Raw genomic sequence first — 26,227 nt, 5'->3', positions numbered from 1 at the left:
CGGGGCCGCGGTGCGGCCCGCTTGAAGTGAAAGTGTCTATGAGTCCACAAGAAGTCGCCCTGGTCACGGGCGGCAGCTCCGGCATCGGCCGGGCCACCTGCGAGGCGCTGCTGGCGCAAGGCCGCACCGTCGTCAACCTCGACTACAACAAGCCGGACTGGCGCCACGCCAACCTGGTGTCGTTCCAGGCCGACCTGACGAAGGAAGCCGAAACGCAGGCGATCGCGCAGCAGATCACCTCGACCTATGCCGTCACCGCGCTGGTCAACAACGCCGGCGCCACGCGCCCCGGCACGATCGACACCGCGACGATGGCCGACCTGGACTACGTCGTGGGCCTGCACTTCAAGGCCAGCATGATCCTGATCCAGGCCGCGCTGCCGGCGCTGCGCGCCTCGGGCCACGGCCGCATCGTGAACGTGTCGTCGCGCGCGGCGCTGGGCAAGCCCGAGCGCATCGTCTACTCCGCCACCAAGGCCGGCCTGATCGGCCTCACGCGCACGCTGGCGATGGAACTGGGCGGCGACCAGATCACCGTGAATGCCGTGGCGCCGGGCCCGATCGCGACGGAGCTGTTCCGCAAGAGCAACCCCGAAGGCGCGCCGCAGACGAAACGCATCATCGACAGCATCGTCGTCAAGCGGCTCGGCACGGCCGACGACGTGGCGCGCGCCACGATGTTCTTCCTCTCGCCCGACAACGGCTTCGTCACCGGACAGGTGCTCTACGTGTGCGGCGGTACGACGCTGGGCGTCGCGCCGATCTGAACCGATCTCGCTGCAGGTCCGGGCCCCGCCCGCACCTGCGCACTCCGCGGGCGGGTTTCTCGAAATTAATCGGGATTTACCCTTAACTTCTCTCGCAACCTGCCGATAGAGAGGTCGGGGCCCTGTCCGTTTCGTCCCCAGGCGGGATTCCGCCTGTTTTGGTTCCACTTCTGGAAGGCTTATCCATGTCCCGTATTTCCTCTGCTGCCGCGCTGAAGCGCCGCACCTTCGCCCTCGCCACCGTCGCCGCCGCAGGCGCGCTGTCGATGGTGCCGTTCGCCGCCCACGCCCAGGCTGCATTCCCGAGCAAGCCCATCACGATCATCGTGCCGTTCTCGGCCGGTGGTACCACCGACATCCTGGCGCGCGTCGTCGGCCAGTCCATGAGCACCGACCTCGGCCAGCCGGTGGTCATCGACAACCGCGCCGGTGCCGGCGGCAACATCGGTGGCCAGGCCGCGGCGCGCGCCACGGCCGACGGCTACACGATCTTCATGGGCACGGTGGGCACGCACGCCATCAACCAGGCGCTCTACAAGAAGATGCCTTTCGACCCGATCAAGGACTTCGCACCGCTGTCGCGCGTGGCGATGGTGCCGAACCTGCTGGTGGCCAACCCGTCGCAGCCGTACAAGAACGTGAAGGAACTGATCGCCTACGCCAAGGCCAACCCGGGCAAGATCAACTTCGGTTCGTCGGGCAGCGGCAGCTCCATCCACCTGTCGGGCGAGCTGTTCAAGCAGATGGCCGGCGTCGACATGCAGCACGTGCCGTACCGCGGCAGCGCGCCCGCCGTGTCCGACCTGCTGGGTGGCCAGATTTCCATCATGTTCGACAACATGCCCTCGGCCATTGCCCACGTGAAGGGCGGCAAGCTGCGCGCCCTGGCCGTGACGACCGCCAAGCGCTCGCCGGCCCTGCCCGACGTGCCGACCATCGCCGAATCCGGCGTGCCCGGCTACGAAGCCACGTCGTGGTTCGGCCTGCTGGCCCCGGCCGGCACGCCGGCGCCGGTCATCGCCAAGCTCAACGCCTCGATCCTCAAGGCGCTGGCCAACCCGGAAGTCAAGAAGAAGCTGGCCGAGCAGGGCGCCGAAGCCGCCGGCGAGAAGCCGGAGCAGTTCGCCGCCTTCATCGTTTCCGAGACCGCCAAGTGGGGCAAGGTCGTGAAGGAATCCGGCGCGACCGCCGACTGATCTTCCCGATCTGACCGGGTGAACAGACGGGGGAGAATCCCCGGCTTTGTCCGAGAGACCGAGCCTTGACCTTCCCCGTCATCACCGACCCGTTCTTCTACGCGGTCGCTATCCCCGCCGTGCTGCTGCTGGGCATCAGCAAGAGCGGCTTCGGCGCCGGCTTCGGCTCCCTGGCGGTGCCCATGATGGCGTTGGCCGTCACGGTGCCGCAGGCCGCGGCCATCCTGATGCCGGTGCTGCTGCTGATGGACCTGCTGGGCATCGCGGCCTTCCGCAAGGATTTCGACCGCCGCCTGCTGGCCTTCCTCATCCCCTGCAGCCTGGTCGGCGTGGTGATGGGCGCGCTGCTGTTCCGCGTGCTGTCGGCGCATCTGGTGTCCGGCATCGTCGGCGTCTTCACGCTGCTCTTCCTGGCGCAGCGCCTGGTCTTTCCGCCCCGGCCCGGCGATGCACCGCCGCCGCGCGCGGCCGGCGCCGTGCTGACGGCGCTTTCGGGCTTCACCAGCTTCATCGCGCATGCCGGCGGCCCGCCGCTCAATGCGTACCTGATTCCGCTGCGCCTCACGCCCGTGGCCTTCACCGCCACGGTGGCCTACCTGTTCTTCGTGGTGAACCTGGCCAAGTGGGTGCCGTATGCGTGGCTCGGCCTCATCGACCTGCGCAACATGGCGACCTCGCTCATGCTGCTGCCGATCGCGCCGCTGGGCGTGTGGATCGGCGTGCGCATCGCGCGGCGCATCGACCCGCTGTGGTTCTACCGCTTCATCTACTTCGGCATGCTGCTCGCGGGCCTGAAGCTGGTATGGGACGGCTTCATCGCGCCCTGAGCGGCGGCGCGTTTCAGTTTCCCATAGCGCTGCGCGTCAGCCGCAGCCGATGAAACCGGCGCGGCCAAGTGCCGGGATACCGCGGAACCGGCTTTGCCGGGCCGCTGGTATCGCCCCCTTGAGGGGCTGAGGGCCGCGGCTCCAAGTCTGCTTGCGCAGACTTGGACGGCCCCGAAGGGCGCCGGACTCCGGCCGGCGCACGGGGCGGCGACACGCAGTGCGCCGCATCGGGGGTGGGTTTCATCTCAGAGGTAGATCTTCTGCAGCAGGCGGATCAGCGTGTCGCGTTCGCGTTCGGTGAGGCGCGCGCTGGCGTCCTGCTCGAGCTGGATGACCGCCTCCTCTGCCTGGGCCACGAAGCGATGGCCGGCCGGCGTGAGGTGCAGGCCCAGTGCGCGGCGGTCGTGCGGATGGGGCCGGCGCTCGATGAGCCCGCGCCGGTCCATGTCGGCGACGAGGTTGACGAAGTTGGGCGGCAGGATGTCCAGCGTGGCGCACAGCTGGCGCGAGGTGGCGCCGGGGTTGTGCGCCAGCAGCGAGAGCACCGAGAAGTCCACCGGCTTCATGCCGTAGACCGCCATGCGTTCGGCGAAGGTGGCGCTGATCACCAGGTAGGCCCGGCGGGTGTTGTAGCCGACCAGCCCCTCGAGCACCCGGGTGTCGAGGGCCTCGGCGCCGGACGTGCCGTTGCGTGCGGCGGCGGGCATGGACGAAGCGGCGGAAGCCCGGGCGGCTGCAGAAGCGGGGGTCTTGCGGGCGCGGGGTGAAGGACGAGGTGCGGTGGCCATCGGCCCCGAGCCTAGCGCATCGCTTCCGCCGGCCGCGCGATCGTTTCTTCGCAGGCGCGCTTGACGATGCCGGCGCGCATCTCGAACTCCGGCAGCACCCAGCGCCGGAACGCCGCGGCCGCGCGGGCATGGCCGTCGTCCGCGCCGGGTGCCTGCTCGATGCGCGCCCAGGCCCAGGCCAGCATCGCGAGCATCACCAGCCGCAGGTAGTCGTCGGCCACTTCGTAGGCCAGGCGCGGATGGGCCTGCGCGGCCATCGCGAGCTGGGTGCTGAGGTAGCGCAACTGGGCCAGGCGGCGCTGCACGTCGGCGTCGGCTTCGCGCGAGGCGTCGAGTTCGTCGCGCAGCGTGAGCAGCGTCGCGGCCAGGCCGGCACCGGCGTCCGGCAGCACCTTGCGCACCAGCAGGTCGATGGCCTGGATCTCGTTGGTGCCTTCGTAGATCATGGTCACGCGCGCGTCGCGCACGATCTGCTCGATGCCCCACTCGCGCACGTAGCCGTGCCCGCCGAAGACCTGCAGGCAGGCGCTGGCGCCGTCGAAGGCCTGCTGCGTGCAGGCGGCCTTGAGCACCGGCGTCACCAGATTGCACCACTGCTGCGCGGCGGCCCGGGTGGCGGCGTCGGCGCCATGGCGGGCGACGTCCAGCTGCATCGCGGTGCGGTAGGCGATGAGGCGGGCGCCGTCGATCCAGGCGCGCTGGGTGTCGAGCACGCGCGCGATGGCGGGGTGGTCGACGATCAGGCTGGGTTCGACGCCGGCGGCGCCGGGCGCCCGCATCTGGCGTCGCTCGCGGGCATAGGCATCGGCCTTCTGCCAGGCGGCGTCGAGCAGGCCGATGCCCTGCAGCGCCACATGCAGCCGGGCGGCGTTCATCATCACGAACATGGCGGCCAGCCCGCGGCCGGGCTCGCCCACCAGCCAGCCGGTGGCGCCGTCGAAGCGCATGACGCAGGTCGGGCTGCCGTGCAGGCCCATCTTCTCCTCGATGCGCTCGCAATGCACCGCGTTGTGCGCCCCATCGTCCAGCTGCTTGGGCACCAGTGCCAGCGACAGCCCCTTGGGGCCGGCCGGCGCGTCGGGCAGGCGGCACAGCACCAGGTGCACGATGTTGTCGCTCAGGTCGTGCTCGCCGCCGGAGATGAAGATCTTGGTGCCGGCCACGCGCACGCTGCCGTCGGCCTGCAGCTCGGCGCGGGTGCGCACCTGGCCCAGGTCGCTGCCGGCGTGCGCCTCGGTCAGGCACATGGTGGCCAGCCATTCGCCGTTCGCGATCTTCGGCAGGTAGCGCTGCTTCAGCGCCTCGCTGCCATGGTGGCGCAGGCATTCGAAGGCGCCGTGCAGCAGGCCCGGCGCCATCGTGAAGCCGTGGTTGGCGGCGGCCAGCCATTCGTACAGCACCGCCTCCAGCACCGCGGGCAGGCCCTGGCCGCCGTCCTCGACCGGCACCGCGAGGCCGGGCCAGCCGCCGGCCACGAAGGCGCGGTAGGCCGCCGGGAAGCCGGGCGGCGTGCGCACCGCGCCGCCTTCGAGCCGGCAGCCGACTTCGTCGCCGGTGCGCTGCAGCGGCGCGACGATGTCGGCCACGAAGGTCGCGGCCTGGTCGAGCACCTGGCCCTGCAGCTCGGCGTCGACGTCGGCGAAGGGCGGCAGCGCGGCCAGCTGCCGCGGCGCGTCCAGCACGGCCTCGAGCAGGAAGCGAGCGTCTTCGGTGCGGGGGCGGTAGGTCATCGGTGATGGTGTCGGTGCGAAGGGGATCAGGATTCGGCGGTGAAGCCGATCTGCTTGACCAGCGGCGCCCAGCGCTCGAACTCCGCCTTCTGGTCGGCCGCCATCTCCTGGGGGCTGCTCGCATGCGCCAGCAGGCCGACCAGCGCGAGCGAGTCGATCACCGCCTTGTCCTTGAGCGCCTGGTGGATGGCGGCGTTGGCGTTGGCCAGCGTGGCCGCTGGCGTGCGGGCCGGCGCATAGAAGCCGAACCACTCTTCCGAGGTCACGTCGGGGTAGCCCAGCTCGGTGAAGGTCGGCACGTCGGGCAGGTAGGGCGAGCGCTGCCTGCCCGAGGTGGCCAGCACCCGCACGCGGCCGGCCTTGATGTACTGCAGGTAGTCGCCGCTCGGATTCATCGCGGCGGCGATCTGGCCGCCGACCAGGTCGGTGATGCTGGGCACGGTGCCGCGGTAGGGCACGTGGCGCAGCGCCACGCCGGCGCGCAGGCCGAGCAGCGCGCCCAGCAGGTGCGGCATCGAGCCGGCGCCGGGCGAACCGTAGTTGGCCTTGTCCGGGTTGGCCTTGGCCCAGGCCAGGAAGTCCTTGAGCGTCTTCACCTCGGCCGGCACCGCCGGGCCCACGGCCAGGCCATGGAACATCACCGCGCCGATCGAGACCTGGGTCACGTCTTCCGGCTTGTAGCTCAGCTTGGGGTAGATGTGCGGGTACACGGCCAATGCCGAGACCGGTGCCAGCGCCAGCACCGAGCCGTCGGCCGGCGAGGCCTTGAGCGTTTCGATCGCGATGCGGCCGCTTGCCCCCGGCTTGTTCTCCACCACGCCGGGGTTCTTCGTGTAGGCCGTGCCGGCCAGCTTCTCGGCCACGCGCCGGGCCACGCTGTCGCCGGCACTGCCGGCCGGGAAGCCGTAGAGGATCTTCACCTGGTCGAGGCCCTGGGCCAGGGCCGAGAGCGGCGCGAGCGCGCCGAGGGCGGCGGCGCTGCCGAGGGTGTGGAGGAAGTGGCGGCGGTGTTGCATGGTGTTGTCTCCTGGGATGCGTGGGCTGAACGGCTCGGCGGCAGCTGATCTTTTGTTCTTCGGGGATGAAGCGTCAGCGCGGCGCCATGCGCAGCGCGCCGTCGAGGCGGATCACCTCGCCGTTGAGGTGGCCGTTGGTCACGATGTGGCAGGCCAGTTCCGCAAACTCCGACGGCTTGCCCAGCCGCGGCGGAAAGGGGATCGATGCCGCCAGCGACTGCTGCACCGGCTCGGGCAGTTCGAGCAGCAGCGGCGTGGCGAAGATGCCCGGCGCCACGGTGCACACGCGGATGCCGTACTGCGCCAGGTCGCGCGCCATCGGCAGCGTCATGCCGACCAGGCCGCCCTTCGATGCGCTGTAGGCCTGCTGGCCGACCTGGCCGTCGAAGGCCGCGACCGAGGCGGTGAACATCATCACGCCGCGCCCTTCGCCATCCTTGCCGTCCAGCGCGTCGAGCTTCGCGCAGCGCGCGGCGAACAGCCGGCTCATGTTGTAGGTGCCGATCAGGTTGACCGTTATCACCTTGCTGAAGTCCTCCAGCGGCGCGGCGCTGCCGTCCTTGCCGACGATGCGTTTGGCGCTGCCGATGCCCGCCACGTTCATCAGGATGCGGGCCGGCCCGTGCGCAGCGGCAGCGGCCTCGAGCGCGGCCTCGACGCTGGCGGTGTCGGTGATGTCGCAGGCATGGGCGCTGCCGCCGATGTCGGCGGCCACCTGCCGCGCGCGTTCGACGTTGCGGTCGAGCACCGCCACCTTCGCGCCCAGCCGGGCCAGTTCGCGGGCCGTGGCTTCGCCCAGGCCCGAGGCGCCACCGGTCACCAGGGCGGCTTGTCCGTCGATCTTCATGGTCTCGTCTCCTTCGTCGGGTTGGGGGCGGTCACTGCCACTGCGGCTTGAGGGTGAAGGGCAGGGCGTCGCCATGCAGCGCCTGCACCTGCGCGTCGCGGTGCTGGAGTACGGCGCGCTGGTTGATGGAGCCCTTGTCGGTGACTTCGCCCTTGTCGATCGATGGCGGCTCGGCCACCAGCGCCGCGCGGGCGATGCGGTTCGCGCTGCCGGTGGCGTCGGCCGCCAGGCGGTCGATCACCTTCTGGAAGTGCAGCTGCACGGCGGGACTGTCCACCACCGCGCGCATCGGCGCGTCGGCCGGCAGCCCGGCGAGCTCGCGCACCGCCTGCGTAGGGAAGATCAGCGCACCCACTTCCTTCAGGTTGATGCCGGTGAGCACCGCGTCCTGCACGTAGGGCGCGCCGAAGGCGATGATCTTGGCGCGCAGCGGCCCGACGCTCACGAAGGTGCCGGTGGCGAGCTTGAAGTCTTCCGCGATGCGGCCGTCGAAGCGCAGGCCCAGGTGGATGTCGCCGGGGTCGATCCACGCCACGGCGTCGCCGGTGCGGAAGAAGCCTTCCTCGTCGAAGGCATCGTGCGTGGCTTCGGGCAGGCGCCAGTAGCCCGGCGTCACGTTGGGGCCGCGGTAGCGGATCTCGGTCTTGCCGTCCACCGGCACCAGCTTGATCTCCATGCCGGCGGCCGGCAGCCCCAGGTCGCCGGTGCGCACTTCGGGCCGGGTGATGTACAGGCCGAAGGGGCCGGACTCCGTCATGCCCAGCCCGGTGCCGATCACCAGCCGCTCGCCCAGCTCGGCCTCCTGGATGCGGTGCAGCTCGTCCCACAGCGCCTGCGGCAGGGCGGCGCCGGCGTAGAAGAACAGCCGGCAGCGCGACAGCAGCGTCTTGCGCAGGGCCGCGTCCTCGGCCATCGCCTGGGCGATGTACTCGAAGCCGGTGGGCACGTTGAAGTAGACGGTGGGGGCGATCTCGCGCAGGTTGCGCAGCGTCTCGGCGATGCCGGCGGGCGTCGGCCGGCCGTCGTCGATATAGAGCGTGCCGCCGTTGTCCAGCACGATGCCGACGTTGTGGTTGCCGCCGAAGGTGTGGTTCCAGGGCAGCCAGTCGACCAGCACCGGTGGCTCCTCGCCCAGCGCCGGAATCGACGCGCGCAGCTGCGCCTGGTTGGCGCACCACATCCGGTGCGTGTTGATGACGGCCTTCGGGTTCTTGGTGGAGCCGGAGGTGAAGAGGAACTTGGTGATCGTGCCGGGGTGCGTCGCGTGCAGGGCGGCCTCGACCGCCGACGTCGGCTCAGTCGCCATCAGCGCGCTCAGCGGCGTCACCGTGCGGCCTTCGAGGCTGCCGCCGGCCAGCACCACCTCGGTGTCCGGCGGCACGGCGGCGGCGATGGCTGCGGCATAGCGGGTGTCGGTCGCGAACACCAGGCCGGGCGTCAGCGTCGCCATCACATGGCGCAGCTTCTCGAAGTCCTTGCTGACCAGCGAGTAGGGCGGCGACACCGGGCAGTAGGGGATGCCGACGTAGAGGCAGCCGAGCGCCAGCATGGCGTGCTCCAGGCTGTTCTCGCTCAGCAGTGCCACCGGCCGCTCGGGGGAGAGGTCGCGCTGCAGCAGCGCCTGGCCGATGGCGCGCGCCTTGTGCAGCGCCTCGCGGTAGCTGATGCGCACCCAGTCACCGGTGCTGCCGTCGGCGTTGCGCGCCCGGCGCGCGATGAAGGTGCGATCGGGCGCCACGGCGGCCCAGTGCACCAGGCGCTCGGTCATGCGGTGGGCATAGGCGCCGAGCGGCTGGTCGGCCTGCAGGTACTGCACGCCGCCTTCGCCTTCGCGCAGCACCCCGCGGGTGATGCCGAACGCGAGCGGCCGATAGCGGGGTGCGCCAACACCGGCGGCTGCCGTGGTCGGCATGGCGGTTGTCTCCAGCATGTTTTTCTCCTGCGGTGGTGAGGTGGGCTCAGCCCTTGGCGACCTTGGCGGCTTTGCCTTCGAGGAAGGCCTTGACCCGGGCCTTGGCCTCGGGCGCGTCCTGGGCGATGCCGGCCATGAGCGCTTCGGTGAAGTAGCCGTGGTCGGCCGGCTGGTCGGCGATGCGCGGCAGCGCGTGCATCAGTGCGTAGTTGGTGAGCGGCGCGTTGGTGGCGATGCGCTGGGCGAGCTCCACCGCCTTGTCCAGCGCGGCGCCTTCGGACACCAGGTACTGCGCGAAGCCGACGCGCTCGCCGTCCTCGGCGTTGTAGACCCGTCCCGTCATCATCATGTCCGTCATGCGGGCCACGCCGATCAGGCGCGGGATGCGCACCGAGCCGCCACCGCCCACGAAGATGCCGCGGCTGCCTTCGGGCAGGGCGTAGAAGGTGCTCGCATCGGCCACGCGGATGTGGCAGGCGCTGGCCAGCTCGAGCCCGCCGCCGACCACCGCGCCATGCAGCGCTGCCACCACCGGCACCGGACCGTGCTGGATGCTCTCGAGCGCGTCGTGCCACATGCGCGAATGGCGCAGGCCGGCACCCGCGTCGCGCTCGCTCAGCTCCGACAGGTCGAGGCCGGCGCAGAAGTGCGGGCCTTCGCCGTCGATCACGGCGGCGCGCACCGTGGCCGGCAGGTTCTGGAAGGCGTCGCGCAGCGCCAGGATGAGCCCGTCGTTCAGCGCGTTGCGCTTGGCGGGGCGCGTCAGGCGGACGATGGCGATGTCGCCCTGGAGATCGATGCAAAGGTCTGTGTTCGTCATGATTGCGTTCTCGAGTTGCATCGATTATGGTTATGAAAAATAACCAATTCAACCGCCGTTCGCCCGCCAGCGGTCGGTGTTTACCCGAACCGGAGACACAGTATGGACATCGCCAATCTCGTCGCCATCGACACCCACACGCACGCCGAAGTGAGCTGCTGGAACCCCTTCGACAACTACGGCGAGGAATACGATCGCGCGGCCGACAAGTACTTCCGCACCAGCAAGCGCCCGACCATCCAGGAGAGCATCGACTACTACCGCGAACGCAAGATCGGCTTCGTGATGTTCGGCGTCGATGCCGAGAGCAACCTCGGCCGCCGCCGCATCCCCAACGAGGAGATCGCCGAGGCCGCGCAGAAGAACCCCGACGTGATGATCGCGTTCGGCAGCGTCGACCCGCACAAGGGCAAGATGGGCGCACGCGAGGTGCGGCGCCTGATCGAGGAGCACGGCGTGCGCGGCTTCAAGTTCCACCCGACGGTGCAGGGCTACCACCCCTACGACAAGATGGCCTGGCCGCTCTACGAGGTGCTCGCCGAGCACAAGCTGCCAGCCATCTTCCACACCGGCCACAGCGGCATCGGCTCGGGCATGCGCTGCGGCGGCGGGCTGCGGCTGGAGTACAGCAACCCGATGCACCTGGACGACGTCGCCATCGACTTCCCCGACATGCAGATCATCATGGCGCACCCCAGCTTCCCCTGGCAGGACGAGGCGCTGTCGGTGGCCACGCACAAGCCCAACGTCTGGATCGACCTGTCGGGCTGGAGCCCGAAGTACTTCCCCAAGCAGCTCGTGCAGTACGCCAACACGCTGCTCAAGGACCGCATCCTGTTCGGCAGCGACTACCCGCTCATCACGCCCGACCGCTGGATGAAGGACTTCCTCGAGGCCGGCTTCAAGCCCGAGGTGATGCCCGGCATCCTGAAGGACAACGCGGTCCGGCTGCTGGGCCTGAAGTAGCCAAGCTGCACGTTCTCAGTCGTCGGCGCGATCCCAGTCTCCGCGCACGCGCTTCTGCCGCTCCTCGCGTTCCCGCGCCATCTGCTCGGCGAACTGCTGGCGGCCTTCCTTCGCGACGGCGATGAACTTGGCGCGGTCCTTGTAGTGCGGGTAGCCGTCGGCCGTGAGCTTGAGGTTCCGCTGGCGGAAGCGCATGGCCGATTCGCGTGCCTCGTGGGCCGGCCAGCCCAGCACCTCGAGCACCGAGCGGGCACTGCGCAGCGACGACTCGAACAGCTCGCGCTCGATGAATTCCACCTTGCGGTCCTGCAGCTGGTAGAGGTGGCTGACGTTGCGTGCCCGCCCCACCAGCCGCGCCTGCGGGAAGTGTTCGCGCACCACATCGACGATCTCGAGCGACTGCTCCACGTCGTCGACCGCCACGACCACGGCGAGCGCGGTCGCCGCGCCGGCGGTGCGCAACACGTCGAGCCGGGTCGCGTCGCCGTAGAACACGCGGAAGCCGAATTCGCGCAGGCCGGCGACGGTGTCGGGGTCGTGGTCGAGCACCGTGACCGGGATGCCCTGCGCGCTGACCAGGCGGCCGATGATCTGCCCGTAGCGGCCGAAGCCGCAGATCAGCACCTTCGGCTCCTGCTGCTCGGAAATCTCTTCCATCGCCGGCGCGCTCGACCGGCTGTAGCGCGGCAGCAGGAACTTGTCGATCATCACCAGCAGCAGCGGCGAGATCAGCATCGACAGCGCGACCGCGCCGATGAGGAAGGACGCGACGCCAGGCGGCAGCACGTTCGGCCCGGCCGCCTGGAACACCACGAAGGCGAACTCGCCGCCCTGTGCCAGCAGCAGCGTGAACACCGGGCGCTGCTGGTAGGGCACCTCCATCACCTTGGCCAGGGCGTAGATGACGACGAGCTTCAGCGCCAGGAAGCCGGCCACGACGAGCGCCATCAGGCCGGGCTGCGCCATCAGCACGCCGAAGTCGATGCTCATGCCGACTGCGATGAAGAAGAGGCCGAGCAGCAGGCCCTTGAAGGGCTCGATGTCGGTCTCGAGCTCGCGCCGGTACTCGCTCTCGGCCAGCAGCACGCCGGCGAGGAAGGCGCCGAGCGCCATCGACAGGCCGACCAGCTGCATCAGCGCCGCGATCGCCACCACCAGCAGCAGGGCGGTCGCGGTGAAGATCTCGGGCGTGTTGCTGCGCGCGATCCAGCGCAGCAGCGGGCGCAGCAACAGCCGGCCGCCCAGCACGATGCCGGCGATCACGCCGACGATCTTGGCCGCCTCGAAGGCGCGCTGCGCGCTGCTGATCGACGCCTGCGCATCGCCCATGGCCAGGAGCGGCAGCAGCGCGAGGATCGGGATCGCCGCCACGTCCTGGAACAGCAGGATCGAGAAGCCGGCCTGCCCGCTGGCCGTGCGCAGCAGGTTGCGTTCGCCGAAGACCTGCAGCGCGATGGCGGTGGACGACAGCGCCAGCCCGAGGGCAGCGACCAGCGCCACGCGCCAGCTCGCACCAGCGAGGGTGCCCACGGTGAACAGCACCGCGGCGCAGGCCACGACCTGCGCCGTGCCCCAGCCGAAGATCGGCCGTCGCAGGTTCCACAGGCGTGCGGGTTCGAGCTCGAGGCCGACCAGGAAGAGCATCAGCACCACGCCGAACTCGGCGAAGTGCAGCACCTCTTCGACGCTCGACACCAGCCCCAGGCCCCACGGGCCGATGGCGATGCCGGCTGCGAGGTAGCCGATGATGGCGCCGAGGCCGAGCGCCTTGGACAGCGGCACCACCAGCACGGCGGCGCCCAGGTAGATCAGGCTGCTGGTGAGCCAGGCGGGAGCGTGGCCCATGTCAGGTGACCTCGCCTTCGAGGACCGGCGCCGGTCGGTCTTCGGCGGGCACGCTGCAGGTCGGGCAGGCGCCGAGCTCGTCGATCTCGGGCCAGTCCGGGTAGCTGGCAAGGCGCTGCGCGAAGGTGTCGACGTGCGCGTCGATGGCCGAGGCGCTCGCGCTGCGGGCGCCGTGCAGGATCAGCGGCGGCAGGAAGCGCATGCCGCACAGCACGGCGGTCTGTTCGTAAGGCGGCAGGAAGGCGTCGAAGAAATAGCGGTTGTAGCTCGCGGGGTGGTAGCTGGCCTCGGGGCCGCCGGTGGTAGCCGCCAGCCACATATCTTTGCCATGGAGCGCGGTGCCGCCGGTGCCGTAGGCCCAGCCGTAGCGCAGCACGTCGTCGAGCCAGAGCTTCTGAAGCGGCGGCATCGAATACCACTGGATCGGATGCATCAGCACCAGCAGGTCGGCGCGCGCCAGGCGCTCGCGCTCGGCGTCGGCATCGATGGCGTAGTCGGAGTAGCTTGCATAGAGGTCGTTCACCTCGACCCCGTCGACCTCCCGCGCGGCCGCGAGCAGGCGGCGGTTCACCCGCGACTCGCGCCAGTGCGGATGGGCGGCGACGAGGTAGATGCGCCGTCCCTCGGTTCCCGTGTGTGTTGTCGTCGTCATCCCGCGAACATAGCGCAGCGCGGGCGAACGTGCGCTGCCCGTGCATGTCCCGGCGCGGACACCGCCCGGCCACGGCTGCGTCGTACAGTCCGCCGCATGAAAAAGACCTTTCAGACCCTTCAGGATCTGGCCGCCTGCGTCGGCCAGGAAGTCGCGGTCAGCGACTGGATCGATATCACCCAGGCGCAGGTGAACCAGTTCGCCGAGGCCACGGGCGACCACCAGTGGATCCACGTCGACGTGGCGCGCGCCAAGGCGGGGCCGTTCGGCGCGCCGATCGCGCACGGCTTTCTCACGCTGTCGCTGCTGCCGAAGTTCTACGAGAACGCGTTCGACGTGGTCGAGTCGCGCATGGGCGTGAACTACGGGCTCAACCGGGTGCGTTTCATGGCGCCGGTGCCGGTGGGCAGCCGGCTGCGCGGGCGCATGAAGCTGCTGTCGGCCGAGCCGATCGAGGGCGACGGCCTGCAGATGGTCTGGGAAACCACCATCGAGCTCGAAGGCGCGACCAAGCCGGCGTGCGTGGCCGAGTCGGTGGTGCGGCGCTACCGCTGACGCCTGCCGACTAGCACTGAGCGAAACCGTTCTGGCGCCAGGCCTCGAACACCGTCACCGCGACGGCGTTCGACAGGTTGAGGCTGCGCTGGCCCTCGCGCATCGGCAGGCGCAGGCGCTGCGGCGGGTCGAAGCGCTCGCGCAGCTCGGGCGCGAGGCCGCGGGTTTCCGAGCCGAAGACCAGCCAGTCGCCCGGCGCGAAGGCCACGTCGTGCACCGGTCGGCTGCCGCGCGTCGTGAGGGCGAACATCCGATCGGCTGCCGGCGCCTCGGTCTCGAGCAGTGCGGCCCAACTGGCGTGGCGGCGCACCTCGGCGTACTCGTGGTAGTCCAGGCCGGCGCGGCGCAGCAGCTTGTCGTCCATCGAGAAGCCCAGCGGCTCGACCAGGTGCAGCGTGCAGCCGGTGTTGGCCGCCAGGCGGATCACGTTGCCGGTGTTCGGGGGGATCTCGGGCTCGACCAGGACGATGTGGAACATCGGCCGATTCTCGCTAATGTGCGCCGTGCCCCTCGTGCGGCGGATCGGTGCGGGCCAGCACCAGCGCGGTGACGCGCGCGGCGCCGGCCGTCTTGAGCACCTGGGCGGCGGTGAAGACCGACGCGCCGCTGGTCATGACGTCGTCGACCAGCAGGACGTGCCGGCCGCGCACCGCCGTCGCGCGCAGCGGCTCGAGCGCGAAGGCGCCGCGCAGGTTGCGCAGCCGCTCGGCGCGCCCGAGGCCGCTCTGGGCGGGCGTGTCGCGCGTGCGCAGCAGCAGCGTGGCATCGGTCTTGGCCGGCGCCAGCCGGCGCGCCAGTTCGAGCGCCTGGTTGAAGCCGCGCTCGCGCAGCCGCGCGGTCGACAGCGGCATCGGCAGCACGAGGTCGGCGCGCTCCACGGCGGGCTCGGCCCACGGCATGCTGCGCATCAGCGTCGCGAAGGGCGCCGCCCAGCCGGCGTGGCCCTGGAACTTGAACTCGCCGATCGGGCCGGGCCAGGGCCAGGCATAGGTGCAGGCGGCCAGGCAGGCGTCGAGCGGCGGCGGGTGGCGCACGCACGCGCCGCAGCGCGCCACGCCGGCCGGCACGGGCAGGGCGCAGGTCGTGCAGCGCGGCGTGGGCGGGGCGAAGCGCGCCACGCAGGCGTCGCACACCGGCTGCGAAGGCCAGGCGCGGCAGACCGCGCACTGGCTGGGCAGGCGGTCGAGGAGGGACGAGAAAAGCCGTGTGGCCGGCCCGATGCGCATGGCTCAATATACTGAGCTTCCCCATGTCCAACGATCCTGTCCAGCGCCCGCCGACCATCGATCCACCGGCCGCCGCGCGCTGGGCCGGCCTGCCGCCCGGCGCCGCGTCGCCCTGGCTGCACGAGGAGGTCGGGCGGCGCATGGAAGACCGGCTGCAGTGGATCACGGCCCGGCCGAAGCGGTGGGCCGACTGGTCGCCGCTGCGCGGCGGGCAGGAAGCCCATGCGCTGGTCGCGCGACGCTACGGCCAGGCGGTGCCCTACGTGATCGAGCCGTCCGATGCGCTCGCCGCGCCCACGGCCGACGCGCTCGGCGCGCCCTGGTGGAGCGCGCGGCGCTGGCAGGGCGCCCGCGCGCGCTTCGACGCGCCGCCGGAGGAGGGCGTCGACCTGCTCTGGGCCAACATGGCCCTGCACATGGCGGCGGATCCGCAGGCGCTGATCGCGACCTGGCACCGGCACCTGGCCACGGACGGCTTCCTGATGTTCTCCTGTCTCGGACCGGACACCCTCACCGAACTGCGCGCGCTGTACGCGCGCCTGGGCTGGCCGCCGGCCTGCCACCAGTTCACCGACATGCACGACTGGGGCGACATGCTGGTGGGCGCCGGTTTTGCCGAGCCGATCATGGACATGGAGCGCATCGTGCTGACCTGGGCCACGCCCGAGGCCGCACTGGCCGAACTGCGCGGCCTCGGGCGCAACCTGCACCCGGGGCGCTTCCCCGGCCTGCGAGGGCGGCACTGGCAGGGCGAACTGCGCGCGGCGCTGGCGGCCTCGGCCACGCCGGTCGAGGCGGGCGGCGAAGCACGGATCTCGATGACCTTCGAGATCATCTACGGCCATGCCTTCAAGCCGCCGCCGCGGGTCGCGCTGTCCGGTGAGAGCGCCGTTTCGCTGCGCCAGATGCGCGAAATGCTGCAACGTGGGCGACCTTGATCCAGGTCAATGTCTGCAAGCGAACCGCTACAATCCGCCGCTGCGTGAACTCCCGGGGCTTTTCCCGCGATCGGCACCTGTCGGACCCTGATGGATCGGGTTCGGCGTGTGTCGATGAACCGATCTGCCGAACTCGTCCGTGTCGAATTTCGTGTTTCGTTTTGCCACCGTGTCAGGCCAGAGCATCCACTGGTTCCTGAAGCGCAACTGCTCGGTCACGCCGAGCCAGTTGGGGTGGCTCTACGCGTCGCTGTGCGTGATCTCGCTCGGCGTCGGCACGGTGTTCTGGCTGCATGGCGCACCGCTGGTGCTGCCCTTTGCCTGGATCGAGCTCGTGGCGGTCGGCTTCGCCTTCGTGCTGTACGCCAGGCATGCGACCGACGGAGAGCGGATCGCCTTGCAGGGCGGACGGCTGGTGGTCGAACTGGAAAACGGCGGGCACTGCGAGCGCACGGAATTCTTGCCGCACCAGGTGCGGATCGAACCTCAGGCCAGCGACCGGTCGCTGATCGAGGTGTCGGGACAGGGTCGGTCGGTCAAGGTGGGGCGCTATGTGCGCCCCGAATTGCGGGCGGCGCTGGCACGCGAGATTCGGATGGCATTGCGTGGCGCCTGAGTGGCACGCGGCCAGCGAGGCAGACCGCTGGGTTCAACGGACATTGAAGAAGAAGTAAACACGATGAAGAGCAATTGGCGCACGAAGTTCAAGCCCGCACAGGTGTTGCTGGCAGCCGGCACAGCCTTCAGCGGCATGGCCCATGCCGTCCAGGATCTGCCGGGCGGCCCGATGGTGCGTCAGCTCAACATGCCCGTCGGCGTGACCAAGATCGCCCAGGAGCAGCACTTCCTGCACACGGTCATGATGATCCTGTGCACCGTGATCTTCATCGCCGTGTTCGCGGTCATGTTCTATTCGATCTGGAAGCACCGCAAGTCGGTCGGCCACAAGGCGGCCAACTTCCATGAGTCGGTGGTGGTCGAGGTCGTCTGGACCATCGTGCCCTTCCTCATCGTCATCCTGATGGCGCTGCCGGCCACCAAGGTGCTGGTCGCCCAGAAGGACACCACCAATGCCGACCTCACCGTCAAGGCCACCGGCTACCAGTGGAAGTGGGGCTACGACTACCTCAAGGGCGAGGGTGAGGGCCTGGGCTTCATCTCGACGCTCGACAGCTCGCACCGCGCCATGTCCGACTCGGGCGCCAAGGGTGAGATTCCCGTCGACTACCTCTTCAAGGTCGACAACCCGCTCGTGGTGCCGGTCGACAAGAAGATCCGCGTCATCACGACGGCCAACGACGTGATCCATGCCTTCGCCGTGCCGCAATTCGGCATCAAGCAGGACGCGATTCCCGGCTTCGTGCGCGACACCTGGTTCCGTGCCGAGAAAGTGGGCGACTACTACGGCCAGTGCCAGGAACTGTGCGGCAAGGAACACGCCTACATGCCGATCCACGTGAAGGTGGTCTCGGCCACCGACTACACGGCCTGGGTCGACACCAAGCGCAAGGAAGCCGCCGCCAAGCAGGACGATCCGAACAAGGTCTGGGCACTGCCCGAGATCCTGGCCCGCGGCGAGAAGGTCTACGCCGCCAACTGCGCCGCCTGCCACCAGGCCAACGGCAAGGGCGCCGGCCCGATCAAGCCGCTCGACGGCTCGGCCAAGGTGCTCGACGCGGACCACACGGTCCAGATCGACGTGCTCCTCAAAGGCCAGAACAATGGTGCGATGCCATCCTGGAAACAGCTGAGCGACACCGACCTCGCCGCCGTGGCCAGCTTCACCAAGAACAGCTGGTCGAACAAGACCGGCCAGCTGGTGCAGCCGGCCGAGGTCAAGGCCGAACGGGCCAAGCTGTAAAAGAGGCCGCAGGCCCCGCGACGAAGCAATTGCAAGGAACATCGACATGAGTGCAGTCCTCGACCCCCACGGTCACGCCTCCCCGGACCAGAATGGCCACGCGCACGACGACCATCACGGGGCGCCCACCGGCTGGCGCCGCTGGCTGTTCGCGACCAACCACAAGGACATCGGCACGCTGTACCTGCTGTTCTCGTTCACCATGCTGATGGTGGGCGGGGTGCTCGCGCTGCTGATCCGCGCCGAGCTGTTCCAGCCGGGCCTGCAACTGGTGAACCCCGAACTGTTCAACCAGTTCACCACCATGCACGGGCTGATCATGGTGTTCGGCGCGATCATGCCGGCCTTCGTGGGCTTCGCGAACTGGATGATCCCGCTGCAGATCGGCGCGTCCGACATGGCCTTCGCGCGGATGAACAACTTCAGCTTCTGGCTGATGATCCCCGCGGCCATCATGCTGGTCGCCTCGTTCTTCATGCCCGGCGGCGCACCGGCGGCCGGCTGGACGCTCTATGCGCCGCTGACGCTGCAGATGGGCCCCTCGATGGACGCCGGCATCTTCGCGATGCACATCCTGGGCGCCAGCTCGATCATGGGCTCGATCAACATCATCGTGACCATCCTCAACATGCGCGCCCCCGGCATGACGCTGATGAAGATGCCGATGTTCTGCTGGACCTGGCTCATCACCGCCTACCTGCTGATCGCCGTGATGCCGGTGCTCGCCGGTGCCATCACGATGACGCTGACCGATCGCCACTTCGGCACCAGCTTCTTCAACCCCGCCGGCGGCGGCGACCCGGTGATGTACCAGCACATCTTCTGGTTCTTCGGCCACCCCGAGGTCTACATCATGATCCTGCCGGCCTTCGGCATCATCAGCCAGATCGTGCCGGCCTTCGCCCGCAAGAAGCTCTTCGGCTATGCCTCGATGGTGTACGCCACCTCGTCGATCGCCATCCTGAGCTTCATCGTCTGGGCGCACCACATGTTCACCACCGGCATGCCGGTGACGGGCCAGCTCTTCTTCATGTACGCCACGATGCTGATCGCCGTGCCCACGGCCGTGAAGATCTTCAACTGGGTCGCGACGATGTGGCAGGGCTCCATGACCTTCGAGACGCCGATGCTGTTCGCCGTCGGCTTCATCTTCGTGTTCACCATGGGCGGCTTCACCGGCCTGATCCTGGCCGTGGCGCCCATCGACATCCAGCTGCAGGACACCTACTACGTGGTGGCCCACTTCCACTACGTGCTGGTGGCCGGTTCGCTCTATGCGATGTTCGCCGGCTTCTACTACTGGTGCCCGAAGTGGACCGGCGTGATGTACAACGAGACGCGCGGCAAGATCCACTTCTGGTGGTCGCTGATCTCCTTCAACATCACCTTCTTCCCGATGCACTTCCTGGGGCTGGCCGGTATGCCGCGCCGCTACGCCGACTACCCGATGCAGTTCGCCGACTTCAACGCGGTGGCCTCGGTCGGCGCCTTCGCCTTCGGCCTGGCACAGGTCTATTTCTTCTTCTTCGTCGTGCTGCCCGCCATGCGCGGCCAGGGCGAGCCCGCGGCGGCCAAGCCCTGGGAAGCGGCCGAGGGCCTCGAATGGGAAGTGCCGTCGCCGGCGCCGTTCCACACCTTCGAGACGCCGCCGCGCCTCGACCCGACCGCCACCAAGGTGATCGGTTGACCGGCCGCACGCTGGAACTGCGATGACGCCGGAACAGAAGAGGAACAACCGACGCATGGGGCTCACGCTGGCCTCCATCGCGGTGCTGTTCTTCATCGGTTTCATCGTCCGCATGGTCTGGCTGGGCCACTGAAGGGCGCACCGCATGGGCATCGGCCAACGCATCCGCCGCGAGAACGTCCGCATGGTCGGCAAGCTGGCCGTGGTGGCCGCCGGCATGTTCGCGTTCGGCTATGCGCTGGTGCCGCTGTACCGCGCCATCTGCGAGATGACGGGCATCAACATCCTCGCGCTGTCCGAGCTCGAGGTGCCGGGTGGCGCGTCGGGCGGCAAGAACGTGCGCGTGCCCGACAACACGCAGGTCGACATGAGCCGCACCATCACGGTCGAGTTCGACGCCAACGTGCGCGGCCTGTGGGACTTCAAGCCGGCGCAGCGTTCGATGCAGGTGCATCCCGGCCAGCTCAACACGGTGATGTACGAATTCCAGAACGTGCAGAACCGCCGGATGGCGGCGCAGGCCATCCCGAGTTATGCGCCGCAGCAGGCGGCGCCGTACTTCAACAAGCTCGAGTGCTTCTGCTTCAACCAGTACACCCTGGATGCGGGCGAGAAGAAACAGTGGCCGGTCGCCTTCGTGATCGACCCCAAGATTTCCAGGGACGTGAAGACGATCACGCTGTCGTACACCTTCTTCGAGGTGGGCGGCAAGACGCCGGCGGCGCCGACGGCGTCGGCCGTCCCTCTGGTTGCGGAGCCGCGTTCCTGATGGCCGCCGATATGCCGGAGACGCCCGAACAGCCCCGCAAGAGTTCGCTGCTGCGGACCATCCGGGCGGTGGCCTGGGGCTTCTTCGGCGTCCGCAAGAACAGCGACTACCAGGAAGACATCGCCAAGCTGACGCCGCTGCACATCGTGATCGTCGGCTTGGTCGCGGTCGCCTGCTTCGTCGGCGCGCTCATCCTGCTGGTGAAGTACGTCGTCGCCGCCTGACCCTCACGCCATTGCCCCCAAGAAACGACAACGAGAGAAAAGCCAGGAGCTGATATGAGTTCAACCACCCACGGCACCACGCCCTACTACTTCGTGCCCGGGCCGTCACGCCATCCGATCATGGCGGCCATCGGCCTGTTCTTCGTGATCCTGGGGGCGGGGCAGTGGATCAACGACCACCAGTGGGGCGCCTACGCGCTGGCCTTCGGTCTGCTGTGGTGGTGGGGCGTGCTCTTCCAGTGGTTCCGCGACGCCATCGGCGAGAGCGAGAGCGGCCAGTACAGCCACCGAATCGACCTGTCCTACCGCTGGAGCATGAGCTGGTTCATCTTCTCGGAGGTGATGTTCTTCGGCGCCTTCTTCACGGCCCTGTGGTGGACGCGCACCCACGCACTGCCGTCCCTGGGCAGCCTGGACAACGCGCTGCTGTGGCCCGACTTCAAGGCCGTGTGGCCCAGCGTCGCCGCCGGGGTGACCGGTTCGCCGGCCGGCATCGTCGAGCCCTTCCAGACCGTCGGCCCGTTCTGGCTGCCGACCATCAACACCGCGCTGCTGCTGAGCTCGGGCGTGACGCTGACCATCGCGCACCACGCGCTGCGGGCCGACCACCGGGCCCAGTGCATCCGCTTCATGTGGCTCACCGTGGTGCTGGGCATCGTCTTCCTGTGCGTGCAAGGCTACGAGTACTACCACCTCTACACCGAGCTGAACCTCAAGCTCAGCTCGGGCGCCTATGGCTCGACCTTCTTCATGTTGACCGGCTTCCACGGGCTGCACGTGTTCATCGGCATGCTGATGCTGCTGTTCATCACGCTGCGCCTGCAGAAGGGCCACTTCACACCGGAGCGTCACTTCGGCTTCGAAGGCGCGGCCTGGTACTGGCACTTCGTCGACGTGGTGTGGCTCGGTTTGTACTTCCTGGTCTACTGGCTTTGAGCGAAGAACCCGGCACAACAAAAAAGCGCCGCAAGGCGCTTTTTTCATGGCGTTCGTGGACCTGGAACGAGCACGACCTACTTGCCGACGGGCAGCCCGCCGGGCTGGATGTAGCCCAGTTTCCACGCGAGCAGCACGCACAGGAACAAAAGCACCGACAGGCCGATCCGAACGGTGAGCGCGCGCACCATGCCGCCGCTCTTGGCGCGGCCGTCGCGCCCGTCCTTGAGCATGAAGAACAGCGCCCAGCCCAGGCTGGCCAGGATGCCCGCGAACGCCAGGGCGAGGATGTATTTCATGAAGCCCATTATCGGCCGCAGGCGCATGCCGACGTGATGCGGGAAACCTCATTGGCTGAGCGGCCGCCGCGCCGCCGCGGGCGCTTCTGGATCGTCACGCTGGCCGCGCTGCTCACGCTCTCGGCGACCGTGTCGCTCGGGCGCTGGCAGCTGTCGCGGGCCGCCCAGAAGGAAGCGCTGCAAGCCGAGATCGAGGCCCAGCAGCAGCGCCCGGCGCTCGACCAGGAGGCCTTCCTCGCGATCGACAAGCCGGCCGACGCGCTGCACCGCCCGGTGCACCTGCGCGGGCTCTGGCTCGCCGCCCAGACCGTGTACCTCGACAACCGCCAGATGCGCGGCGTGCCGGGCTTCTACGTGCTGACGCCTTTCGCGCTCGAAGGCAGCGAGCAGACGGTGATGGTCCAGCGCGGCTGGGTCCAGCGCAATTTCAACGACCGCGCCCAGCTGGTGCCGATCGAGACCCCGGCCGGCCTGGTCGAGCTGACGGCGCGCGTTGCCACGCCGCCGGCGCACCTGCTGGAACTCGGCAAGCCCGCCGCCCCGGCTTCTGCCTCCGCCCCTGCCGCCGAAGGGGGGCCGGCCGGCGAGGCGCAGCAGCCTGTCGTGGGGTCTTCTCCCATCCGGCAGAATCTCGACCTCGAAGCGTTCCGCAGCGAAACCCGTCTGCCCTTGCGCACCGACCTCACGCTCCAGCAGATCGGCGCGGCCTCCGAAGGCCTGCAGCGCGACTGGCCGGCGCCCGCGCTGGGTGTCGAAAGGCACTATGGCTATGCATTCCAGTGGTTCGGCCTCGCGGCCCTCGTCGTCATCCTCTATGTCTGGTTCCAACTCATCGCACCCTGGCGCAGGGCCCGCCGTGGCGAACGCTGACGAGCCGCTGGGCCTGACCGTCCATTCGATGCCGTCGCCCAAGCAGGCGCTCGACGGCAGCGAAGGCCGCCGCACGATGGTCGGCCGCTGGAAGATGATCGCCGTGATGCTGTGCTGCGCCGCACCGGTCATCGCCTCGTACTTCACCTACTACGTGATCCGACCGGAAGGCAGGCGCGTCTACGGCGAGCTGATCGATCCGCAGCGGCCGCTGCCGGCCACGAGCGCGACCGCACGCGACGGCACGCCGACCACGCTGCGCGCGCTCAAGGGTCAGTGGCTGCTGGTGACGGTGGCCGATGCCGCCTGCGACGCGCTGTGCGAGCGGCAGCTGTACCTGCAGCGCCAGCTGCGTGAAAGCCTGGGCCGCGAGAAGGACCGCCTCGACCGCGTCTGGCTGGTGAGCGACGACGCCCCGGTGCCGCCGCGCCTGGACAACGGCCTGCGCGGTGCCACCGTGCTGCGCGTGCCCGCGGCCGAGCTCGCCCAGTGGCTCGCACCTGCCGCCGGCCACACCCTGGCCGAGCATTTCTACGTGGTCGATCCGCTGGGCAACTGGATGATGCGTTTCCCGGCGCGCATGGACACCGAAGGCGCCGGCCGCGCCAAGCGCGACCTCGACCGGTTGCTGCGCGCCTCCGCCTCCTGGGACGAACCGGGCCGCTAGCACGCCATGCAAAGCCAGTCCCTCTACGACCTCACCCCCGTCGCGTGGCTCATGGCCATGGGCGTGCTGATCGCGCTTGGGCCGCTCGTGTGGGTGTGGCGCCGCGATGCCGGCGCCGGGCCGGCGCGCCGCCTGCATGCGCTGACCGTGCTCACGCTGTTCCTCACCTTCGACCTCACGCTGTTCGGCGCCTTCACCCGGCTCACCGATTCCGGCCTGGGCTGCCCCGACTGGCCGGGCTGCTACGGCAACGCCAGCCCGGTCGGCGCACGCCACGAGATCGCGATGGCGCAGTCGGCGCAGCCGTCCGGCCCGGTCACGCACGGCAAGGCCTGGGTCGAGATGGTGCACCGCTACCTCGCGACCGGTGTCGGCGTGCTCATCCTCAGCCTGGCGGTCGCAACCTGGGTCGTGCGGCGCCGTCAGCGCAAGCTGCCGGGGCGTTCGCCAGCTGCGGGCGATCCGGCCGCGCTGAGCGCCTGGTGGCCCGCGGCCACGCTGGTGTGGGTGTGCCTGCAGGGCGCGTTCGGTGCGCTCACCGTCACGCTCAAGCTGTTCCCGGCCATCGTCACGCTGCACCTGCTCGGCGCCGTCGTGCTGCTGGCGCTGCTGTGCATCCAGGCCGTGCGCTACCGGCAGTCGGCCGCGGCGCGCGGCCCGGTGGCGATCGCATCGCCGCTGCGCACGCTGCTCGTCGCTACGACCGCGCTGCTGGTGCTGCAGATCGCCCTGGGTGGCTGGGTCAGCACCAACTACGCGGTGTTGGCCTGCACGCAGTTCCCGACCTGCCAGGGCAGCTGGTGGCCGCAGATGAACTTCAGCCAGGGTTTCCAGATCTGGCGCGAGCTCGGCGTGGATACCGGCGGCACGCCGATCGAGTTCGCCGCGCTCACCGCCATCCACTACGTCCACCGGCTGATGGCCTACGCCGTGTTCGTCGCGCTCGGCGTGCTTGCCTGGCGCCTGCGCCGCATCCCGTCGCTGCGTGCGCAGGCACGCTGGCTGGCAGGTCTGGCATTGCTCCAGCTTGCGACCGGGCTGGGCAACGTGCTGCTCGGCTGGCCGCTGGCCGCGGCCGTGCTGCACACCGGCGGCGCCGCCGCGCTGGCGGTGGTGCTGACCTGGACGCTGTGCGAGAGCCGCCGCGCCGCCCGCGAAGCCGCCGTGCGCGCACCCGGCACCGCTTCGGGCAGGATGGGGGCCGCATGAGCCGACCGCTTCCCGCCACCTCACCCGCGAGCGCCAGCACCGCCAGCGTGCTGCGCCAGTTCTATGCGCTCACCAAGCCGCGCGTGGTGCAGCTCATCGTCTTCTGCGCGCTGATCGGCATGGTGCTGGCCGTCCCCGGCGTGCCGGGCTGGCCCGAGGTGCAGCGCGGGCTGCTCGGCTGCATCGGCATCTGGCTGGTGGCCGGCGCCGCCGCCGCCTTCAACTGCCTGGTCGAGAAGGGCATCGACGCCAAGATGAAGCGCACCGCCTGGCGCCCGACGGCGCGCGGCCAGCTGAGCGACCGTCAGGCGCTCATCTTCTCGGCGGTGCTCTGCGCTGCCGGCTCGGCGTTGCTGTGGTTCACGGTCAACCCGCTGACCATGTGGCTCACCTTCGCCACCTTCGTCGGCTACGCGGTGGTCTACACCGTCATCCTGAAGCCGCTCACGCCGCAGAACATCGTGATCGGCGGCGCCTCGGGCGCGATGCCGCCAGTGCTCGGCTGGGCGGCGATGACGGGGGATGTCGGCCCCGAGGCGCTGATCCTCTTCCTGATCATCTTCCTGTGGACGCCGCCGCACTTCTGGGCGCTGGCGCTCTACCGCGTCGAGGACTACCGCAAGGCCGGCCTGCCGATGCTGCCCGTGACGCACGGCAACGAATTCACGCGGCTGCAGGTGCTGCTCTACACCTTCATCCTGTTCGCCGCCTGCCTGATGCCCTTCATCTACGGCATGAGCGGCTGGCTGTACCTGGCGGTGGCGGTCGCGGTGAGCATCGGCTTCAGCGGCTACGCCTTCGCGCTGTGGCGCCACTATTCCGACGCGCTGGCGCGCAAGACCTTCCGCTTCTCCCTGATCCACCTCAGCGTGCTGTTCGCAGCCCTGCTGGTCGATCACTACCTCTACTGACCTCGACGGACGCAGCATGAACAAGCGCTATTTCCTCCGACTGGCCGGCCTGTCTGTGGCATTGGCCGCATGGGCGGGCCTGACGGCCTGCTCCGACCCCAAGCCCAGCTTCAATGCCGTCGACATGACCGGTGCCGACTACGCCAAGAACTTCGCCCTGAAGGACGCCGACGGCAAGGAGCGCACGCTGGCCGACTTCAAGGGCAAGGTCGTGGTGCTGTTCTTCGGCTACGCCCAGTGCCCCGACGTGTGCCCCACGACCATGACCGAGATGGCGCAGGTCAAGCAGCAGCTCGGCCCCGATGGCGACAAGCTGCAGGTGCTGTTCGTCACCGTCGACCCGGAGCGCGACACGCCCGAGGTCATGAAGGCCTACATGGGCGCCTTCGACCCGGCCTTCGTCGCACTCATCCCCACGCAGGCGCAGCTCGCGGCCATGGCCAAGGACTACAAGGCCTACTACAAGAAGGTCGACGGCAAGACACCCACCAGCTACTCGATGGACCACTCGGCCGCCAGCTACATCTACGACACGCAGGGCCGCCTGCGCCTCTATGCGCGCTACGGCGCCGGCGTGGCGCCGATGGTGGCCGATGTGCAGGCGCTCATCAAGCAGGGCTGAGCCAATCGGCGCGTGACCCGTCCTGAATAGCGTTGACACCTCAGGACGATAGGAACACTGCCGGAGCTACCCGGCCAAGGACGCCCG

The 26,227-nt window shown here is 69.2% G+C and carries 29 protein-coding genes; 18 read left to right on the top strand and 11 right to left on the bottom strand.

The features are described from left to right. Window positions 1-38 precede the first annotated feature (38 nt). From N8A90_RS24205 to N8A90_RS24195, 3 genes are all read left to right on the top strand, one after another. Complete coding sequence (locus N8A90_RS24205; protein WP_262077821.1) at window positions 39-767, top strand: SDR family NAD(P)-dependent oxidoreductase; 729 nt, start codon at window positions 39-41, stop codon at window positions 765-767. 185 nt (window positions 768-952) lie between these two features. Beyond that, entirely contained in the window at window positions 953-1,963 is a 1,011-nt protein-coding gene (locus tag N8A90_RS24200) for a Bug family tripartite tricarboxylate transporter substrate binding protein (protein WP_262077820.1), read from the top strand. A gap of 65 nt (window positions 1,964-2,028) precedes the next feature. Beyond that, window positions 2,029-2,790, top strand: a complete 762-nt coding sequence (locus N8A90_RS24195) for a sulfite exporter TauE/SafE family protein (RefSeq protein ID WP_262077819.1) — start codon at window positions 2,029-2,031, stop codon at window positions 2,788-2,790. A gap of 245 nt (window positions 2,791-3,035) precedes the next feature. Here the strand turns inward: N8A90_RS24195 and N8A90_RS24190 are convergent, their stop codons facing one another. The 6 genes from N8A90_RS24190 to N8A90_RS24165 all read right to left on the bottom strand — a co-directional run bounded on the left by N8A90_RS24190 (window position 3,036) and on the right by N8A90_RS24165 (window position 9,903). Next, window positions 3,036-3,497 (bottom strand): MarR family winged helix-turn-helix transcriptional regulator, encoded by a 462-nt coding sequence (locus tag N8A90_RS24190; protein WP_262077818.1) that lies wholly within the window; start codon window positions 3,495-3,497, stop codon window positions 3,036-3,038. A 92-nt stretch (window positions 3,498-3,589) separates the two neighbouring features. Next, a complete protein-coding gene (locus N8A90_RS24185) occupies window positions 3,590-5,308 on the bottom strand; it encodes an acyl-CoA dehydrogenase family protein (protein ID WP_262077817.1) in 1,719 nt (572 codons plus the stop codon). Between the two features lie 26 nt (window positions 5,309-5,334). Beyond that, on the bottom strand, window positions 5,335-6,324 hold the full coding sequence (locus tag N8A90_RS24180) for a tripartite tricarboxylate transporter substrate-binding protein (RefSeq protein WP_262077816.1): 990 nt from the start codon (window positions 6,322-6,324) through the stop codon (window positions 5,335-5,337). A gap of 73 nt (window positions 6,325-6,397) precedes the next feature. Next, on the bottom strand, window positions 6,398-7,171 hold the full coding sequence (locus N8A90_RS24175) for an SDR family NAD(P)-dependent oxidoreductase (RefSeq protein WP_262077814.1): 774 nt from the start codon (window positions 7,169-7,171) through the stop codon (window positions 6,398-6,400). A gap of 31 nt (window positions 7,172-7,202) precedes the next feature. Further along, a complete protein-coding gene (locus tag N8A90_RS24170; protein WP_262077812.1) occupies window positions 7,203-9,101 on the bottom strand; it encodes a feruloyl-CoA synthase in 1,899 nt (632 codons plus the stop codon). 28 nt (window positions 9,102-9,129) lie between these two features. Then, entirely contained in the window at window positions 9,130-9,903 is a 774-nt protein-coding gene (locus N8A90_RS24165) for a crotonase/enoyl-CoA hydratase family protein (RefSeq protein WP_262077811.1), read from the bottom strand. A gap of 102 nt (window positions 9,904-10,005) precedes the next feature. Here N8A90_RS24165 and N8A90_RS24160 point away from each other — a divergent pair, with 102 nt between their 5' ends. Beyond that, the gene (locus N8A90_RS24160; RefSeq protein WP_262077810.1) at window positions 10,006-10,869 is read left to right on the top strand and encodes an amidohydrolase family protein; all 864 of its coding nucleotides are present in this window, start codon (window positions 10,006-10,008) and stop codon (window positions 10,867-10,869) included. A gap of 15 nt (window positions 10,870-10,884) precedes the next feature. Here the strand turns inward: N8A90_RS24160 and kefC are convergent, their stop codons facing one another. Beyond that, window positions 10,885-12,714 carry a glutathione-regulated potassium-efflux system protein KefC gene (gene kefC, locus N8A90_RS24155; RefSeq protein WP_262077808.1) on the bottom strand — a complete coding sequence of 610 codons (1,830 nt, stop codon included), beginning with the start codon at window positions 12,712-12,714 and terminating at the stop codon, window positions 10,885-10,887. 1 nt (window position 12,715) lies between these two features. Further along, entirely contained in the window at window positions 12,716-13,366 is a 651-nt protein-coding gene (locus N8A90_RS24150; RefSeq protein ID WP_262077806.1) for an NAD(P)H-dependent oxidoreductase, read from the bottom strand. A 96-nt stretch (window positions 13,367-13,462) separates the two neighbouring features. Between N8A90_RS24150 and N8A90_RS24145 the strand changes: the two genes are divergently transcribed. Beyond that, window positions 13,463-13,921: a MaoC family dehydratase gene (locus N8A90_RS24145; RefSeq protein ID WP_262077805.1), complete on the top strand. Its 459-nt coding sequence runs from the start codon at window positions 13,463-13,465 to the stop codon at window positions 13,919-13,921. A 10-nt stretch (window positions 13,922-13,931) separates the two neighbouring features. Here N8A90_RS24145 and N8A90_RS24140 read toward each other — a convergent pair whose 3' ends face one another. Both N8A90_RS24140 and N8A90_RS24135 read right to left on the bottom strand, forming a co-directional pair. Continuing rightward, a complete protein-coding gene (locus N8A90_RS24140; protein ID WP_262077804.1) occupies window positions 13,932-14,399 on the bottom strand; it encodes a tRNA (cytidine(34)-2'-O)-methyltransferase in 468 nt (155 codons plus the stop codon). 13 nt (window positions 14,400-14,412) lie between these two features. Then, on the bottom strand, window positions 14,413-15,147 hold the full coding sequence (locus N8A90_RS24135; RefSeq protein WP_262077803.1) for a ComF family protein: 735 nt from the start codon (window positions 15,145-15,147) through the stop codon (window positions 14,413-14,415). A 23-nt stretch (window positions 15,148-15,170) separates the two neighbouring features. On the opposite strand from N8A90_RS24135, the gene N8A90_RS24130 reads away from it, so the two are divergent. The 8 genes from N8A90_RS24130 (at window position 15,171) to N8A90_RS24095 (ending at window position 21,562) form a co-directional block, all read left to right on the top strand. Next, window positions 15,171-16,085 (top strand): class I SAM-dependent methyltransferase, encoded by a 915-nt coding sequence (locus N8A90_RS24130; RefSeq protein WP_262077802.1) that lies wholly within the window; start codon window positions 15,171-15,173, stop codon window positions 16,083-16,085. Between the two features lie 139 nt (window positions 16,086-16,224). Next, window positions 16,225-16,701 carry a DUF2244 domain-containing protein gene (locus tag N8A90_RS24125; protein WP_262077801.1) on the top strand — a complete coding sequence of 159 codons (477 nt, stop codon included), beginning with the start codon at window positions 16,225-16,227 and terminating at the stop codon, window positions 16,699-16,701. A 63-nt stretch (window positions 16,702-16,764) separates the two neighbouring features. After that, complete coding sequence (gene coxB / locus N8A90_RS24120) at window positions 16,765-17,946, top strand: cytochrome c oxidase subunit II (protein ID WP_262077800.1); 1,182 nt, start codon at window positions 16,765-16,767, stop codon at window positions 17,944-17,946. A gap of 46 nt (window positions 17,947-17,992) precedes the next feature. Further along, a complete protein-coding gene (ctaD, locus tag N8A90_RS24115; protein ID WP_262077799.1) occupies window positions 17,993-19,633 on the top strand; it encodes a cytochrome c oxidase subunit I in 1,641 nt (546 codons plus the stop codon). Between the two features lie 22 nt (window positions 19,634-19,655). Continuing rightward, window positions 19,656-19,766 (top strand): cytochrome oxidase small assembly protein, encoded by a 111-nt coding sequence (locus N8A90_RS24110; RefSeq protein ID WP_262077797.1) that lies wholly within the window; start codon window positions 19,656-19,658, stop codon window positions 19,764-19,766. Window positions 19,767-19,778: 12 nt separating this feature from the next. Then, window positions 19,779-20,402: a cytochrome c oxidase assembly protein gene (locus N8A90_RS24105; RefSeq protein WP_262077795.1), complete on the top strand. Its 624-nt coding sequence runs from the start codon at window positions 19,779-19,781 to the stop codon at window positions 20,400-20,402. Next, complete coding sequence (locus N8A90_RS24100) at window positions 20,402-20,626, top strand: DUF2970 domain-containing protein (protein WP_262077793.1); 225 nt, start codon at window positions 20,402-20,404, stop codon at window positions 20,624-20,626. The genes N8A90_RS24105 and N8A90_RS24100 overlap by 1 nt, the downstream gene beginning before the upstream one ends. A gap of 54 nt (window positions 20,627-20,680) precedes the next feature. Then, entirely contained in the window at window positions 20,681-21,562 is an 882-nt protein-coding gene (locus N8A90_RS24095; protein WP_262077792.1) for a cytochrome c oxidase subunit 3, read from the top strand. 77 nt (window positions 21,563-21,639) lie between these two features. Here N8A90_RS24095 and N8A90_RS24090 read toward each other — a convergent pair whose 3' ends face one another. Continuing rightward, window positions 21,640-21,861 (bottom strand): twin transmembrane helix small protein, encoded by a 222-nt coding sequence (locus tag N8A90_RS24090; RefSeq protein WP_262077790.1) that lies wholly within the window; start codon window positions 21,859-21,861, stop codon window positions 21,640-21,642. 36 nt (window positions 21,862-21,897) lie between these two features. On the opposite strand from N8A90_RS24090, the gene N8A90_RS24085 reads away from it, so the two are divergent. From N8A90_RS24085 to N8A90_RS24065, 5 genes are read left to right on the top strand one after another with little or no spacing between them, the layout of a single operon-like run. Further along, window positions 21,898-22,731: an SURF1 family protein gene (locus N8A90_RS24085; protein ID WP_410087742.1), complete on the top strand. Its 834-nt coding sequence runs from the start codon at window positions 21,898-21,900 to the stop codon at window positions 22,729-22,731. Then, on the top strand, window positions 22,676-23,398 hold the full coding sequence (locus tag N8A90_RS24080; RefSeq protein ID WP_262077788.1) for an SCO family protein: 723 nt from the start codon (window positions 22,676-22,678) through the stop codon (window positions 23,396-23,398). The genes N8A90_RS24085 and N8A90_RS24080 overlap by 56 nt, the downstream gene beginning before the upstream one ends. A 6-nt stretch (window positions 23,399-23,404) precedes the next feature. Then, complete coding sequence (locus N8A90_RS24075) at window positions 23,405-24,607, top strand: COX15/CtaA family protein (protein WP_262077787.1); 1,203 nt, start codon at window positions 23,405-23,407, stop codon at window positions 24,605-24,607. Then, window positions 24,604-25,518: a heme o synthase gene (gene cyoE / locus N8A90_RS24070; protein WP_262077786.1), complete on the top strand. Its 915-nt coding sequence runs from the start codon at window positions 24,604-24,606 to the stop codon at window positions 25,516-25,518. The genes N8A90_RS24075 and cyoE overlap by 4 nt, the downstream gene beginning before the upstream one ends. Window positions 25,519-25,534: 16 nt before the next feature. Next, entirely contained in the window at window positions 25,535-26,140 is a 606-nt protein-coding gene (locus N8A90_RS24065; RefSeq protein ID WP_262077785.1) for an SCO family protein, read from the top strand. Window positions 26,141-26,227 lie beyond the last annotated feature (87 nt).

It is taken from the genome of Variovorax sp. N23 (genome assembly GCF_025486315.1).
In the GTDB taxonomy this organism is placed as follows: Bacteria; Pseudomonadota; Gammaproteobacteria; order Burkholderiales; family Burkholderiaceae_C; genus Variovorax.
This window is presented reverse-complemented; position numbering and strand designations above follow the sequence as displayed.